14 protein-coding genes are annotated in these 14,431 nt (G+C 70.6%); 6 read left to right on the top strand and 8 right to left on the bottom strand.

The window, feature by feature from the left end:
* Positions 1–4: 4 nt before the first annotated feature.
* A complete protein-coding gene (efeO, locus tag K8F61_RS06985) occupies positions 5–1,249 on the bottom strand; it encodes an iron uptake system protein EfeO (protein WP_231821152.1) in 1,245 nt (414 codons plus the stop codon).
* A complete protein-coding gene (gene efeU, locus K8F61_RS06990) occupies positions 1,246–2,154 on the bottom strand; it encodes an iron uptake transporter permease EfeU (protein ID WP_231821153.1) in 909 nt (302 codons plus the stop codon). Before efeU ends, efeO begins: the two co-directional genes overlap by 4 nt.
* Positions 2,155–2,386: 232 nt before the next feature.
* On the opposite strand from efeU, the gene K8F61_RS06995 reads away from it, so the two are divergent.
* Entirely contained in the window at positions 2,387–3,391 is a 1,005-nt protein-coding gene (locus tag K8F61_RS06995; RefSeq protein WP_231821154.1) for an isopenicillin N synthase family dioxygenase, read from the top strand.
* A gap of 19 nt (positions 3,392–3,410) precedes the next feature.
* On the opposite strand, the gene K8F61_RS07000 is transcribed toward K8F61_RS06995, so the two are convergent.
* Positions 3,411–4,742, bottom strand: a complete 1,332-nt coding sequence (locus K8F61_RS07000; protein WP_067249715.1) for an MFS transporter — start codon at positions 4,740–4,742, stop codon at positions 3,411–3,413.
* Positions 4,739–5,569, bottom strand: a complete 831-nt coding sequence (locus K8F61_RS07005; RefSeq protein ID WP_231821155.1) for a creatininase family protein — start codon at positions 5,567–5,569, stop codon at positions 4,739–4,741. The genes K8F61_RS07000 and K8F61_RS07005 overlap by 4 nt, the downstream gene beginning before the upstream one ends.
* Before the next feature lie 95 nt (positions 5,570–5,664).
* On the opposite strand from K8F61_RS07005, the gene K8F61_RS07010 reads away from it, so the two are divergent.
* Both K8F61_RS07010 and K8F61_RS07015 read left to right on the top strand, forming a co-directional pair.
* The gene (locus K8F61_RS07010; protein ID WP_231821156.1) at positions 5,665–6,828 is read left to right on the top strand and encodes a helix-turn-helix domain-containing protein; all 1,164 of its coding nucleotides are present in this window, start codon (positions 5,665–5,667) and stop codon (positions 6,826–6,828) included.
* Positions 6,829–6,888: 60 nt separating this feature from the next.
* Complete coding sequence (locus K8F61_RS07015; RefSeq protein ID WP_231821157.1) at positions 6,889–8,100, top strand: amidohydrolase family protein; 1,212 nt, start codon at positions 6,889–6,891, stop codon at positions 8,098–8,100.
* 92 nt (positions 8,101–8,192) lie between these two features.
* On the opposite strand, the gene rpsO is transcribed toward K8F61_RS07015, so the two are convergent.
* Positions 8,193–8,462 carry a 30S ribosomal protein S15 gene (gene rpsO / locus K8F61_RS07020; protein WP_029145701.1) on the bottom strand — a complete coding sequence of 90 codons (270 nt, stop codon included), beginning with the start codon at positions 8,460–8,462 and terminating at the stop codon, positions 8,193–8,195.
* Between the two features lie 147 nt (positions 8,463–8,609).
* Here rpsO and K8F61_RS07025 point away from each other — a divergent pair, with 147 nt between their 5' ends.
* Together K8F61_RS07025 and K8F61_RS07030 are read left to right on the top strand one after the other, a co-directional pair.
* Positions 8,610–9,893, top strand: coding sequence for an MFS transporter (locus K8F61_RS07025; protein WP_231821158.1), 1,284 nt, complete (start codon positions 8,610–8,612; stop codon positions 9,891–9,893).
* 98 nt (positions 9,894–9,991) lie between these two features.
* Positions 9,992–10,915, top strand: a complete 924-nt coding sequence (locus tag K8F61_RS07030; RefSeq protein WP_418888078.1) for a DMT family transporter — start codon at positions 9,992–9,994, stop codon at positions 10,913–10,915.
* Positions 10,916–10,981: 66 nt separating this feature from the next.
* Here the strand turns inward: K8F61_RS07030 and K8F61_RS07035 are convergent, their stop codons facing one another.
* The 3 genes from K8F61_RS07035 to K8F61_RS07045 all read right to left on the bottom strand — a co-directional run bounded on the left by K8F61_RS07035 (position 10,982) and on the right by K8F61_RS07045 (position 13,436).
* Positions 10,982–11,533, bottom strand: coding sequence for a YceI family protein (locus K8F61_RS07035; RefSeq protein ID WP_067247676.1), 552 nt, complete (start codon positions 11,531–11,533; stop codon positions 10,982–10,984).
* 158 nt (positions 11,534–11,691) lie between these two features.
* A complete protein-coding gene (locus tag K8F61_RS07040; protein ID WP_067247673.1) occupies positions 11,692–12,060 on the bottom strand; it encodes an FKBP-type peptidyl-prolyl cis-trans isomerase in 369 nt (122 codons plus the stop codon).
* A 215-nt stretch (positions 12,061–12,275) separates the two neighbouring features.
* Complete coding sequence (locus K8F61_RS07045) at positions 12,276–13,436, bottom strand: PrsW family intramembrane metalloprotease (protein WP_067247670.1); 1,161 nt, start codon at positions 13,434–13,436, stop codon at positions 12,276–12,278.
* A gap of 98 nt (positions 13,437–13,534) precedes the next feature.
* On the opposite strand from K8F61_RS07045, the gene K8F61_RS07050 reads away from it, so the two are divergent.
* Complete coding sequence (locus tag K8F61_RS07050) at positions 13,535–14,404, top strand: fumarylacetoacetate hydrolase family protein (RefSeq protein WP_219084645.1); 870 nt, start codon at positions 13,535–13,537, stop codon at positions 14,402–14,404.
* The last annotated feature ends 27 nt before the right edge of the window (positions 14,405–14,431 follow it).

The following is a 14,431-nucleotide window of genomic DNA, read 5'->3' on the forward strand; positions in this document are numbered from 1 at the left end:
CACGTCAGTCGAGCACCGTGGTCGTGAGCTTCGACAGCGGCTCGGCGAGCGCGTTGAGCAGGTCGGTGAACTCGCGCTTGTCGTCGTCGGTGAGTGTCGAGTAGGCCGGGAACCCGTCCGTCAGGGATCCGTGCGCGGCGAGCGAGGCCTCCAGGTCGGCGTACCCGGCCTGGATGTCCTTCACGAGCGCGGTGCCGTCCTCGCCCTGCGCGGCGGCGAAGTCCTGCACGAGCGAGAACGCCATCTTGGACCCTTCGACGTTCGCGGCGAAGTCGTACAGGTCGGTGCCCGACCACCAGTCCTCCTCGCCGGAGATCTTGCCGGTCGCCACCTCGTCCAGCAGCGCGATGGCGCCGTTCGAGATGCCCGCGATGCCCTGCGCGTCCAGGGCCTCGGTGAACTCGTCCGAGTGGACGTAGTCGTAGAGCTCCTGCACGTCGGCGAGGAGCAGATCCCCGAACTCTCCGCGCTGGGTCGTCGTCGACGGCGTCCAGTCCTTGTCCGCGGGAGTCTCCCCGTCCGCGTTCAGCGCGCCCGGCGCGGGAACCCACAGGTCCTTCTCGATGCGGTGGAAGCCCGTCCACTCCAGCCCCTCCGCGACCGCGTCGACCTCGCGGTAGTCGATCCGAGGGTCGAGGTCGCCGAGCGCCTCGGCGACCGGCTCGATCCGCTCGTAGAACGCGCGGACCTGCGGGAACTGCGCGCGGGCGGCGTCGTCGTCACCGGACTGGTACGCGGTGACGAAGCTCTCCACCGCGGGGACGAGCCGGCCGACCTGGTCCTTCACGAACGCCGCGTAGAGGTCCACGGCCTGCTGCTTCTGCTCCGCGTCCTCACCGGTGAGCGCGACGGCCTCCCCGGTGACCGAGAACCCGGCGCGACCGACGCCGTCGCCGATCATGCCGGGCTTGCAGACCGTGACGTAGTCGCCGGGCTGCGCGACGACGGTGAGGCTGCGGGAGGCCCCGGGCGCGATGTTCTCCACCTCGCCCACGATCCGCAGCCCGTCCTCGGCGAGGAGGTAGAACTCGGTGACCTGCTCGCCCTCGTTCGTCACCTCGAAGGCGAGGGTTCCGCTCTTGGCCGTGCTCGCGGAGACGGTGCAGGCGTCGGCGGTCGATGTCACCTCGAGCCGGTCCGCCGCCGTGGCGTCGGCCTTGGCGACGCAGCCGGTGAGGACGAGCCCGAGGATGGCGGCGGCTCCGCCGAGCGCGAGCGCGCGACGAGGGAGAAGGCGGGAGGTGGTCATGCTGCTCCTTGCTGTGCGAGGGAGTCGTCACGGCTCGGTGCGCCCGGGACCGCGACGGCGCCGGCGCGTGGCCGGCGGGAGCGGCGCAGTCCTCGGAGGAACAGCGCGCCGACGATGAGGAGGTACGCCGCCCAGGCGAGCACCTGCAGCCAGGTCATCCGCGGCATGAAGCCCACGGTCGCCTGGAGGATCACGGCGATCGGGCCGTCCGGGGCGATCGCCGTCGAGACGTCGAACGCCCACCCGAACGGGAAGCCCGCGCCGCCGCTGAACGGCCCCGGAAGGACTGCCGCCTCCTGGAGGTCCATGACGGCGTAGGCGAGGACACCCGCGGCGACGATCACGAGGAATCCGCCGGTCCACTGGAAGAAGCGCGAGAGATCGAGCCTCACCGCGCCGCGCGCGAGCAACCAGCCGACGGCGACCGCGCAGAGCAGCCCGCCGACCGCACCGAGGAGGGCCGAGGGGGCGTCGCCGAAGGACTGGACCATCGACCACAGAAGGAGGGTGGTCTCGATCCCCTCGCGGGCCACGGACACGAATCCGACGACGACGAGCGCCCAGAGCGTGCCCGATTCCAGCGCGCGGTCGATCCCGCCCTGGAGGCTCGACTTCATGGTCCGCCCGGCCTTCTGCATCCAGAAGATCATCCACGTGACCATGCCGACGGCGACCAGCGACAGCGTCCCGCCGATGATCTCCTGCGCCTGGAAGGTGAGGGCGTACGCGCCGAACGTCAGCACGGCCCCGATCCCGAGCGCGAGCACGATCGCCGCGGCGACACCGGTCCAGAGCCGGGGAAGGACGTCCGTCCGGCCGAGACGGCGGAGATACGCGACGAGGATACCGACGACGAGGGCGGCTTCGAGGCCTTCACGCAGGCCGATCAGGAACGTGGCGAGCACGGCGGGGACTTTCTCAAGAGATCAGGTTAGGCAAACCTCAGAAAGTGTACATCTCCTCCCCTCGGTCGCGTGCACGCTGCCGAGACCCCCTCTGCACGTCGAAACCCCCTCGGAGGTGAGGGGGTCTCGGGGTGCAGAGGGGGTCTCGGCGGGGACACTCCACAGAGACCGCCCCGCGGTAATCCTCGGCAACATTCCGTCGGCCGCGCGACGGCCGTCCTAGCCTCGACGCATGACCGATCTGACCCTCCCCATCCTCGACCTGTCCCGGCTCGACGACGGCCCGGAGGCGGCCGCCGGATTCCGCGACGACCTGCGCGCGGCGACCCACGACGTCGGGTTCTTCTACCTCACCGGCACGGGCGTGCCCGCCGAGCTCGAACGCCGCCTGCACCGCGCGGCGAAGGACTTCTTCGCCCTGCCGGAGCAGGACAAGCTCGCGATCGAGAACGTGCGGAGCCCTCACTTCCGCGGCTACACCCGCATCGGAGGCGAGCGCACCCAGGGCGAGATCGACTGGCGGGAGCAGATCGACATCGGCCCGGAGCGTCCGGCGGTCGAGGACGGACCGGCGTTCAACCGGCTGATCGGCCCGAACCTCTGGCCGGCGGCCCAGCCCGAGCTCCGCGAGGTCGTCGAGGAGTGGCACGCGCACCTCTCCGGCGTGGCCCGGAAGCTCCTGCGCGCCTGGGCGCTCGCCCTGGGCGCCGAGGAGTCGTACTTCGAGGAGAACTTCGGCGAGCCCTCGACGCTGATCAAGATCGTGCGCTATCCCGGCACGCACGAGCCGGAGCCCCAGCAGGGGGTCGGCGCACACAAGGACTCGGGCGTGCTCACGCTCCTGTGGGTGGAGCCGGGCAAGGGCGGCCTGCAGGTGGAACGCGACGGATCATGGGTGGACGCCCCGCCGGTCGACGGCGCGTTCGTCGTCAACATCGGGGAGCTCCTCGAGTACGCCACCGGCGGCTACCTGAAGGCCACGAACCACCGGGTCGTGTCGCCGCGGGCCCCCGACGAGCGGATCTCGATCCCCTTCTTCTTCAACCCCGCGCTGGATCGGCGCCTGCCGATCATCGACCTGCCCGCCGATCTCGCCGCTCAGGCGCGCGGGGTCACGGAGGACCCGACGAACCCGATCCACAGCCTCTACGGGGAGAACGCGCTGAAGTCGCGTCTGCGCGCCCACCCGGACGTCGCCGCGATCCATCACGCGGACCTCGTCGCCAGCCGGGCCTGATCCGTCTCCGCCGCGGTCATCAGCGAGAGGCGCCGACCGCCGCGTCCACCTCGTCGAGGCTCGCCCCGCGCCGGTCAGGACTGAGACCGAGCGCGATGAGCGTGATCACAATGGTGACGCCCATGTAGATCGCGATCGGCACCCAGCTGTCGAAGGCGTCGAGCAGCGCCAGCGAGATCACGGGGGCGAGGCTTCCGCCGTAGATCCCTGAGAGCTGGTATCCGACCGAGATGCCGGTCGAGCGGATCGGGGTCGGGAAGAGCTCGGCGAGGTAGCTCGCCTGCGGGCCGAACATGAGGCCGTGGCAGAACAGCCCGACCGCCACGGCCAGGGAGGCCAGCGGGATGGTGCCGAGGTTCAGGAGGGGGAAGAAGGCGAACGCCCAGACGAGCGTCGCGAGACACCCGGCGACGTAGAGCGGCTTTCGTCCGAAGCGGTCCGAGAGGTGCCCCGCCAAGGGGATCCCGACGAGCCAGGCCACCGAGCCGACGGCGACGCACAGCAGTGCTTCGTTGCGCTCGAACCCGACCACCTTGACGAGATAGGTGATGACGAAGGTGAGGAACACGTACACGACCACGTCCGGCCCGAATCGTGCGCCCAGCGCGAGCAGGAGCGGCTTCGGGTAGTCGCGGACGAGCGTCCGCACCGGGCGAGGCTCGATCCCCTCGGTCGACGCCGCGACCTTGGCGAACTGCGGGCTCTCCGCGATGCTCATCCGGATGTAGAGGCCGACCAGCACGATGACCCCGCCGAGGAGGAAGGGCACCCGCCAGCCCCAGGCCAGGAACGCGTCCTCGGGGAGCACCCCCGCGAAGACCGCCAGCACACCCGTCGCCAGGAGGTTCCCCAGCGGAGCGCCCGCCTGGGCGAGACTGGCGGTCAGGCCGCGGCGTCGGTCGTCCGAGTACTCGGCGAGCATGAGCACGGCGCCGCCGAGCTCGCCGCCGGCGCCGAGCCCCTGCAGCAGCCGCAGCAGCACGAGGAGGATCGGCGCGAGCACCCCGATGGCCTCGTAGGTGGGCAGCACGCCGATGAGCGCCGTCGCGGTGCCCATGATCGCCATCGTCCAGAAGAGCACCGGCTTGCGCCCATATCGGTCCCCGATCGACCCGAACAGGATCCCGCCGAACGGACGAGCGACGAAGCCGACCGCGAAGGTCGCCAGCGAAAGCAGGGTTCCCGTGACCGGGTCGAAGCTCGGGAAGAACAGTCTGTCGAAGACGATCGATGCGGCAAGGCCGAAGAGGAGGAAGTCGTACCACTCCATGACCGTGCCGAACATGCTCGCGGCCGCGACCCGCGCACGCCGGCCCCGCGAGACGGACGGCGGCGAGGACACGGCGCTCATCGCGGCGCCTCCGGTCGGCGCACCTCGACGGCGAACCCCTCCACCTGTCCGATCAGCTCGACCAGGTCCCGGACCATCGCGCGGTGCAGGGTCTCCCCGCGCTCGGCGTCGCCCCAGGACGGCCGCCCGCTGCTGCCGTCGCCGCTCGCGACGAGCTCGGCCTCGGTCGACGGCCACCACGCCGCGCGGGTCGAGGCGATGCTCGGATCGATCGTCCGCAGGGATTGCGGGTGCGCGGGAGCGGCATCCTCCGGCACGGCGCTCGCGTCGACGAGGTCGGGATGCAGGTGCAGCATGTGTCCGGTCTCGTAGCCGTCCGCGTGGCCGATGAAGGTCCCCACGGTCTGCGCCCAGTGCGCGTACTCGGGCTGGGCGAGGTGGGCCAGGTCGGCGACCACCACGGCCGCTCCGGTGTCGGCGCGCAGTCGCGTGGCGGCGATCGCGAGGGGCGGCAGGTTGGCGAGACGGTGCCCGTTGACGACGATGATGCGGCGGAACCCGTGGTGCAGCAGGGACGAACCGAGGTCCTCGATCAGGTGCGTGAGCGTCTCCGGACGCAGCGTCACCGTGCCGGCGAACCCCATGTGGTGCGGCGACCAGCCGAACCACACGGGCGGGGTCACGATCACGCCGGTCTGCGCGGCGGCGTCCTCGGCCACGGCGATCGCGGTCATCGCGTCCACGCCGAGCGGGAGGTGGCGTCCGTGCTGCTCCGTTGCGCCGACGGGGATGATCGCCGTGTCTCGGGTGGTCAGGTAGTCCGCGATCTCGTCGACGCGCAGCTCTGCGAGACGGCGGGGTTGCTGGGAGGATGTCGGGGAAGCCATTCCCTCAGAGTTCCAGACCGTCCGCCGGCCGAGGAATCGACAGACGCCGAGACCCCGGACGCCCGATTTCGACAATCGTCGCAAGAAGGGACCCCATGCCGTCCGAGCTGCAGTCGGGCATCGAGCGGTGGTCCGCGAGCCTCGCCGCCCCGCTCGCGCTGTTCGACGTCCACGACGAGCTGGTCGTGCACAGCTCGCACCACGGCGAGGTCGACGACGTCCGCCGCGAGTCGATCCTCACCCGCACCCCGGTCGCGGAGATCCGTGCACTGATGCCGTCCCTGCGTCTCGCGGAGCGTCACACGCCGTTCCCGGCGCCGGTTCCCGACGGGCTGCAGATGCTGCCGCGCGTCGTCGTTCCTCTGCATTCCGCCGGTCGTTTCCTCGGGTCGGTCTGGATCAGCGATCCGGAGCAGACACTGATCCACGACCCCCGCCTGGCGGAGGCCGCTACCGAGCTCGCCGGCCTTCTGGACTTCCACCAGCGCCCCACCGCGCGCACGGAGCTGACGCGCCGCCACCGTGCCGCGGCGACCCTGCGCGGCCTCCTCGGCGAGGGCGGGCGCGGGGACGAGGCCTGGCAGGAACTCGGCACGACGACGGGGCGCACCGGCGCGGAGACGACGCTCGTCGTCGCGCATCCCACGACTCCCGCGCTCACCGGAGGCGTGGTCGCACGCAGTCATGGCCGGGACGGCGTCCTCCTGCTGGAGGACGCCGCGCACACGGCCGTCTGGGCTGTCTTGAGCGATGGGGCGCAGACCGCCGAACTGGTTCGCGGGGCCTTGGACATCATGTCCTCCGGGCAGGCCGGCCCGCCGCTGGGCGCATCCGCGCCCGTCGCCTGGGGCGGCGACCTGCGCCCGGCTCTCCGCGAGGCCCGGGACGCGGCCCGCGCAGCCGCGACGTTCACGGAACTGCGCGGGATCGCACACTGGCCGCGGCTCGGCGTGGTCGGTGCCGCGCTGCTTCTCGAGAGGGCCACCCCGCGTTTCTGGGAGTCATTCGAGGCCCTGCGCGGGCTGGCCGCCGTCCCCGCTCCCCTCCGTCGCACCGCGGAGACGTTCCTCGACCTCGCCGGCGACGCGTCGGCGACCGCGCGTGCGCTCGCCACCCACCGGGCCACGATCTACTACCGGTGGGGACGCCTCGAAGCCCTGCTCGGGCATCCGCTCCGGGACGGCGATCTGCGGACGAGCCTGCATCTCGCCCTCAAGGCCCTCCGGCTCCAGGAGGCCGCTCCTCCGCCCGTCGCCTGAACGAACACGCCTTCCGGTCGATTTGGTATACCATTTGACGATCGATCGAAAGAGGGCCGCATGATCATCCGCAACGTCCGTCCGTGGGGCGGTTCCGCCTCCGATGTCCGCCTCGACGGCGACCGGATCGCCGACGTGGTGCCGCATGACGAGACCCGCCCGATCGACGCCGAGGAGGTCGACGGCCGCGGGCGCCTGCTCCTGCCGTCCTTCAGCGACGTGCACGTCCATCTGGACTCGACCAGGATCGGGCTCCCGTTCCGTCCGCACACCGGCAGACCCGGCGTGTGGGGGATGATGATGAACGACCGCGAGAACTGGCGCGACGCCGAGGTGGACCTCCCCACGCGGGTCGCCGGCACGCTGGAGCGGATGATCGCCCGGGGGACGACGCGCGTGCGCACCTATGCCCAGGTCGACGTCGACTGCCGCCTGGAGAAGTTCGACGCCGTCATGGCCGCGAAGGAGAGGTTCGCGACCCGCGCCGACGTGCAGGTGATGACCTTCCCGCAGGCGGGCATCCTCCGGGAGCCCGGCACGGTCGAGGTCCTGGAGGAGTCGCTGAGGCAGGGAGCCGATGTGATGGGCGGGATCGACCCGTCACAGCTCGATCGCGATCCCGCCCGGCACCTCGACATCGTGTTCAGGCTGGCGGAGAAGTACCAGGTGGAGATCGACGTCCACCTGCACGAGCCGGGCGAGCTCGGCGTCTTCAGCACCGAGCTGATCCTCGAGCGCACGCGTGCGCTCGGCATGCAGGGCAAGGTCACCCTGTCCCACGCCTACGACCTGGGGTCCGTCGATGAGGCGACGAGTCGTCGCCTCATCGACGCCTTCGCCGAGCTCGACATCGCCATGACCAGCGTCGCCCCGTCGGGGCACCGCCCGCTCCCCCTCGTCCCCCTGGTGGAGGCGGGCGTCCGCTTCGGACTCGGCGAGGACGGCCAGCGCGACTACTGGAGCCCCTATGGCAACTGCGATCTGCTGGATCGCACGTGGCAGCTCGCCTTCACCAACGGCTTCCGGCACGACGCGCACATCGAGATGTGCCTCGCGATCGCGAGCATGGGCGGCGCGAGCATCATGTCGCACGGAGTCCCGCGCCTCACCGGCGTGGACGACCGCCCGGGCACCGCGGCCGGCGACCGCGCCGACCTGCTGCTCGTGGACGGGGAGACGCCGACGAGCGCCGTGATGGATCGGGGCACCGACCGCACGGTGATCCACGACGGCCGCATCGTCGCCGACGGTCTGGTCGTCCTCGACGCCTGACCGCGCCACCCCGCACACAGAACGAGGGCCGCCCCACACCTGGGACGGCCCTCTCAAGAATGTTCTGCGCGATTGAACGCTGGCTGCTCCGCTTAGCGGCGAAGGCCCAGGCGCTCGATCAGCGAGCGGTAGCGCTCGATGTCGATGTCCTGGAGGTAGCCGAGCAGACGACGGCGCTGACCCACGAGCAGGAACAGGCCACGACGCGAGTGGTGGTCGTGCTTGTGCTCCTTGAGGTGCTCGGTGAGGTCCTTGATGCGCTGCGTCAGCATCGCAACCTGCACCTCGGGGGAACCGGTGTCACCGGGGTGCGTCGCGTACTCTTCGATGATCGCCTTCTTGACGTCTGCATCCAGTGCCATAGAACCGATCCCCTTTCTCCCGTTGCGCGGCGCCCGACGCCTGATGCGTGGGCTCTCTTTATCCGCGGCCGATCTAACGGCAACCTCCAGAGTCTATCAGCCTTCCCGATGTCGCGCCGACCACGTCCGGGACGCCGATAGCCTCGGATGGTGAGTCATCTGATCGACCTTCGTCCGCTGCGCGCCAGCCCCGCCTTCGCCCGGATGTGGATCGGATCGGCGCTGAGCGGCATCGGCGGACAGCTGACGATCGTCACGGTGATGCTGCACGTGTTCGCCCTCACCGGCAGCACCTTCGCCGTGTCCATGATCGCGGTCGCCGGGCTCGTCCCGATGATCCTCGCCGGGCTGTACGGCGGGATGCTCGCCGACGCGTTCGACCGGCGTCGGGTGGCGTTGATCGCGGCCACCGTGACATTCGCGTCCACGCTCCTGCTGGCCGTGCTCACGTGGACGGGGACCGAGACGATCTGGTGGCTGTACGTGCTGAGCATGACCAACTCGGCGGCCAACTCGGTCGGGATGGCCACCCGGACGGCCATCGTGCCCCGTTTGATCCCCCGGGACATGCTCGCGCCCGCGTCGGCGCTGAACGGCGTCTCCTTCGGCCTGACCGTCATGGTCGGCCCCGCCCTCGCCGGTCTCCTGGTCGCGCTCACCGGCTACGGCTGGACCTACACGATCGACGTCGTGCTGATGCTCTCGATGTTCCTCGGTCTGTGGACCCTGCCCGCGCTCCGCCCGGAAGGCGAGATCGTCCGGCCGGGGCTCGCCTCGCTCGTCGACGGCGCCCGGTTCCTCCGGCGGGCGTCCAACATCCGCATGCAGTACATCCTCGACATCATCGCCATGACCTTCGGGCAGCCGCTGGCGCTCTTCCCCGCGCTCGGCACGGTGCTCCTGGGCGGCGGCGCGGTGACGACCGGGCTGCTCACCGCCGCCGTCGCCCTCGGCACGTTCGGATCGAGCCTGCTGTCCGGACGGGTGGTCCAGTACCGGTGGCACGGCCGCGGCATCGCCCGCGCGGTGCAGGCCTACGGCGCTTCGATCGCGCTGTTCGGGGCGATCCTGCTTCTCGGCGTCTGGCTCCCGGGGGCCTCCGAGTCGACACCGAACGTCGGTCTGATCGTCGCGGCCTGCGTCGCCCTCGCGCTCTCCGGCGCCGCCGACAACGTCAGCTCCATCTACCGCAACACGATGATGCAGGCCGCGGTCCCCGACACCATGCGCGGGAGGCTCCAGGGCGTGTTCGTCATCGTCGTCGCCGGAGGACCCCGCCTGGGAGCCCTCTACGCCGGCGCCCTGGCCTCGATCACGACTCTGTGGTTCCCTCCCCTGCTCGGCGGGTTCCTCGTGATCGGGCTGGTCGCGGTGCTCGCCAGGACGAGCCCCCGCTTCCGCGCCTACGACGCCCTCGATCCGGTCCCCTGACCGGACGCACAGCGCGATCCCGGCCACGCATCGGCGGATTTCGGACGAGGCATTCCCTCTCGCCGCTGCGCGTCCGACCCCGTCGCTAGAGTTCCCCCGTGCCCCTCACCGCCCCCGCTCGTCCGCGCACCGCCGCCGTCGCGGTCCAGTTCGTCCTCACCGGGATCGTGTGGGGCTCGAGCTTCCTCTTCATGAAGGTCGCGCTCGAGGGGATCTCCCCCGCGCAGGTGGCGTGGTCCCGCCTGATCCTCGGCGCGCTCGCCCTCGGCCTCTTCGTCGCACTGCGTCGTGAGCGGCTTCCGCGGGCGCGGGGCGTCTGGCTGCACCTGACCGTGGTCGCCGTGACGTTCTGCGTCGTGCCGTTCCTCATCTTCGCGTGGGCGCAGCAGCACGTGAGCTCGGGCCTGTCCAGCATCTACAACGCCACGACGCCGATCATGACCGCGATCATGGCCTGGGCGGTGTTCCGGGTGGAGCGCCTCAGGGCTGTGCAGATCGCAGGCATCGCCGTCGGGATCCTCGGCGTCATGGTCATCATCGCGCCGTGGAGCGGCCTCGATGCGAACCAGAGCGTGGGGGCGCAGCTGGCGATCCTCGGCGCCACGGCCTGCTACGGCTTCAGCTTCGCGTACATGCGCCGTTTCCTGTCCGACACCGGCGTGAGCGCTCTGGTGTTCTCGTTCCTCAACATCGGCCTGGCGGCGGCCGTGATGCTCGTTCTCACGCCCGTGCTGGTGCTGACCCCGGTCCGTCTCGACGGCGCCGTCGTGGTCGCCGTTCTCCTGCTCGGCGTGCTCGGGACGGGGGTCGCGTACGTCTGGAACCAGAACGTCCTGCGAGCGTGGGGACCGACTCGCGCGTCCACGGTCACCTACATCACCCCCGTCGTCGGCGTGACCCTCGGCGTGCTCGTCCTCCACGAGACCGTGAGCTGGAACGAGCCCCTCGGCGCCCTCATCGTCTTCGCGGGGATCCTCATGGCTCAGGACCGTCTGCGCGGGCTGGGGCGACGTCGATCCTGAGGACGCGACGAGACGCACGAAGGGGTGCGGACGCCCGCTGGCGTCCGCACCCCTTCGCCGACGAGATCAGTCCTGCTGCAGAGCGCCCTGCAGGTCCAGGTTGATCGTGATGTCCTTGCCGACCAGGACGCCGCCGGTCTCGAGAGCGGCGTTCCAGGTGAGGCCGAAGTCCTCGCGGTTGATGACCGTGGTCGCGGACGCGCCCGCCTTGTAGTTGCCGTACGGGTCGGTGCCGAAGCCGCCGAAGTCGAACGCGAAGCTCACGGGCTTGGTGATGCCGCGGATGGTCAGGTCGCCGTCGACGAAGAAGTCGCCGTCCTCGACGCGCGCGCCCGTGGACACGAACTCCATGGTCGGGTGGTTCTCGACGTCGAAGAAGTCGGCCGAGCGCAGGTGGTTGTCGCGGTTCTCGTCGTTCGTGTCCACCGAGGTGACGTCGACGCTCGCCTCGACGGTGGCCTCGAGCGGGTTCTCCGGCGCGACGAGCGTGGCGCTCTTGACGCCGAACGTGCCGCGCACCTTCGAGATCATCATGTGCCGGACGCTGAAGGTCACCTCGCTGTGGGCGGGGTCCAGGACCCAGGTGCCTGCACGGTAGCCGGGGATGTCGATCGTCATGGGTGTCTGCTCCTCGTGAAGTCGTCGCCGCGCTCGCGGCACGTGTGATGCAACCTTCCATGCGCGTGAATGTATTCCCGTGCATGGGAAGTTCTTCGTCACGCAGAAGGACCCCGCTCGATCGCAGGGATCGAACGGGGTCCTCGGCGTCGGGCCGGTCAGCCCACGGCGACGAGATCGATGATGAAGATGAGGGTCTTGCCGGCGAGGAAGTGCCCCGATCCGGCGGGCCCGTAGGCGAGAGCCGGCGGGATGACGAGCTCACGGCGCCCGCCGACCTTCATGCCGGGGATGCCCTCCTGCCATCCCTGGATGAGGCCCCGGAGCGGGAACTGGATGGTCTCCCCGCGGCCCCAGGAGGAGTCGAACTCCTCGCCGGACTCGAACTCGACACCCGCGTAGTGGACCGTGACGGTGTCGCCGGGCTTCGCCTCGTCGCCGGTCCCCTCGATGATGTCGCGGATGACCAGCTCGGTGGGAGCCGGTCCCGTCGGTGCGTCGAACTCGGGCTTGGTGCGCTCAGTCATGTCTCCATCCAAGCCGAGGTCGCCCGGAGCGGTCAACGCGGTCGGTGCGCTGAGGGCGAAATCCTCTCCCCGCGTCCGTCCGCCTCCCGGAGCGGACCCGCGCACAGGCCTCTTGACATCGCTCGGCGAGCGGGTGCACCCTGTCTGTAGATCAACTCAGCGCCCGGGAGATACGCAGGCATCGCCGCGACACCGGGCGCTGAGTCTGTCCGCGCTCAGTAGGCGAGCAGCGCAGCCCTCGCGGCCGCGGTCCGGGCCAGAAGCGCCCGCTCGTCCTGCGCCGCGAGCGGATCCGTCCCCGCGATCGCCCGCTGACGGACGGCGGCGAGCGCCGTCGCATCCTTGATGAACCCGCGCATGATGGGACGACGGTCCTCCCGCAGCGACGCCGCCCACGCGAGCGCCGCCTTGCGTCCGTCCCTCGTGGCGAGCATCGTGACCTCCTGCGGGGTGAACCACCCGGCCCGCGCATAGTCGTCGAGACGTGTCCTGGTCACGCGCTCCTCCTCCCTGCGGAGCAGGATGATCGCGATGATGAACCCGATGAACAGCGGCACCTGCAGGGTCGCGTAGAGCGCGAAGAAGTCGCCGAACATCGCCGAGCCGTTCCAGAGGGCGTGCAGCAGGACGGCGCCCAGCATGCCCAGCGCGGCAGCGCCGACCACACTGCCGGCCGCCCGGCCGCGCCGCGCGGCGAGGCCGATGGCGAACCCGGTCACGGCCGTGAACATCGCGTGCGCGAAGGGCGAGAGCAGACCGCGGAGCACGAACGTCATCGTCAACGAGGCGCTGTCCCCCTCGATCATGCTCACGGCGAAGTACTGGATGTTCTCGGTGAAGGCGAAGCCGGCGCCCACGAGGGCGCCGTAGACGACCCCGTCGATCGGGCCGTCGAACGCGCGACGGGCCACCGCGAAGATCAGCAGGACGCCGAGCCCCTTGAAGAACTCCTCCACGACCGGGGCCTGCACCACGCTTCCGAAGCTCTCGCGCAGCGGGCCGCGGATCACGAAGCTCAGTCCGAGGTCGACCAGCAGCGACAGGCCCACCGCCGCGATCGCTCCCCAGGCGAGGGCGAACGCCATCACCCCCTTGGGCTCGGGCTCCCACCGATCGATGAGGTGCACGCCGAACAGCACGATCCCGAGCGGCACGAGGGCGAGGACCAGCCCCACGACCGACGCGGCCGTCCCGAGGAAGGTCACGAAGTAGCCGACCAAGCCGATCAGGACGACGGCGAGGATCCCGAAGAGCCAGATCGAGACGCTCCGCCCCTTGCGAACGGGCACGGGCACGACCGGCACCTGCGCCGGCGGCGCGACGGGTGCCGGAGGTGCGTACCGAGGCTGAGGGTGTTGCGGTGCGCCGTACGTCATGCCTCAGAGCCTAGACGGCGACCGACGCTCCCTCTGGTCCCGCCCCCGGCCCGGTCCGGCGCCGTCGGGTCCGGCCGCTCCTCCGGTAGCGTTGAGGCATGCGGTTCGCTCATCTGCGTTCCCCCGACTCTCCTTCCCCGGTCCTGGCCGTGCTGGACGATTCGGGGGCGATCCTCGTCCCCTCGCTCTTCACCGGAGCCCCGTCGACGCTGCAGCAGCTGATCGACGGCGGATCCGCGCTTCTCGGCACCGTGCGCGACGCCGCGCGCACGTACGGGGGTGAGCGTCTTCCGCTGGAGGGGCTCGCGTTCGCCTCGGCGGTGATCGCGCCGCCGGCCGTGCTCGCGGTCGGCCTCAACTACGCCGCGCACTCCAGCGAACTCGGCCTGAAGACCGACACCGCGCCCACCGTCTTCACACTGTGGCCGAACTCGCTCACCGGTCACGAGCAGACCACCTCCTGGCCGCGGTCGCTGAGCGAGTCCGTCGACTACGAGGCGGAGCTGGGGGTGCTCATCGGCACCGCCGCCAAGGACGTGAGCGCCGACGACGCCCTCGCGCACGTGTGGGGCTACACCGTGGTCAACGACATCACGGCCCGCGACATCCAGTTCGCGGAGGCGCAGTGGTCGCGCTGCAAGTCCTTCGACGGGTTCACGCCGACCGGCCCGGTCGTGGTGACGGCGGACGAGATCCCCGACCCGCAGGACCTCCACATCTGGACGGTCGTCGACGGCCACACCGTCCAGGACGCGACGACCGGGCAGATGGTCCGTTCCGTGGCGACCTTGATCGCCCATCTGTCGCAGTCCCTGACGCTGCTCCCGGGCACGCTGATCTCGACCGGCAGCCCGGGCGGCGCCGGCTACTCGCGGGACCCGCAGATCTTCCTGCGCGACCGCTCCACCGTGACGGTGGGGATCGACGGGATCGGCGAGCTCACCACGCACTGCCGCATCCTGGACTGACCCGCTCCACGCAGAACGCCCCGCCGA

It is taken from the genome of Microbacterium resistens (assembly GCF_021172025.1).
GTDB lineage: Bacteria > Actinomycetota > Actinomycetes > Actinomycetales > Microbacteriaceae > Microbacterium > Microbacterium resistens.

Coding starts and splice junctions, on each gene's coding strand:
- efeO (WP_231821152.1), bottom strand. CDS start 1,249: ATGACCACCTCCCGCCTTCTCCCTCGTCGCGCGCTCGCGCTCGGCGGA.
- K8F61_RS06995 (WP_231821154.1), top strand. CDS start 2,387: ATGACCGATCTGACCCTCCCCATCCTCGACCTGTCCCGGCTCGACGAC.
- K8F61_RS07000 (WP_067249715.1), bottom strand. CDS start 4,742: ATGAGCGCCGTGTCCTCGCCGCCGTCCGTCTCGCGGGGCCGGCGTGCG.
- K8F61_RS07005 (WP_231821155.1), bottom strand. CDS start 5,569: ATGGCTTCCCCGACATCCTCCCAGCAACCCCGCCGTCTCGCAGAGCTG.
- K8F61_RS07010 (WP_231821156.1), top strand. CDS start 5,665: ATGCCGTCCGAGCTGCAGTCGGGCATCGAGCGGTGGTCCGCGAGCCTC.
- K8F61_RS07015 (WP_231821157.1), top strand. CDS start 6,889: ATGATCATCCGCAACGTCCGTCCGTGGGGCGGTTCCGCCTCCGATGTC.
- rpsO (WP_029145701.1), bottom strand. CDS start 8,462: ATGGCACTGGATGCAGACGTCAAGAAGGCGATCATCGAAGAGTACGCG.
- K8F61_RS07025 (WP_231821158.1), top strand. CDS start 8,610: ATGGTGAGTCATCTGATCGACCTTCGTCCGCTGCGCGCCAGCCCCGCC.
- K8F61_RS07035 (WP_067247676.1), bottom strand. CDS start 11,533: ATGACGATCGACATCCCCGGCTACCGTGCAGGCACCTGGGTCCTGGAC.
- K8F61_RS07040 (WP_067247673.1), bottom strand. CDS start 12,060: ATGACTGAGCGCACCAAGCCCGAGTTCGACGCACCGACGGGACCGGCT.
- K8F61_RS07045 (WP_067247670.1), bottom strand. CDS start 13,436: ATGACGTACGGCGCACCGCAACACCCTCAGCCTCGGTACGCACCTCCG.
- K8F61_RS07050 (WP_219084645.1), top strand. CDS start 13,535: ATGCGGTTCGCTCATCTGCGTTCCCCCGACTCTCCTTCCCCGGTCCTG.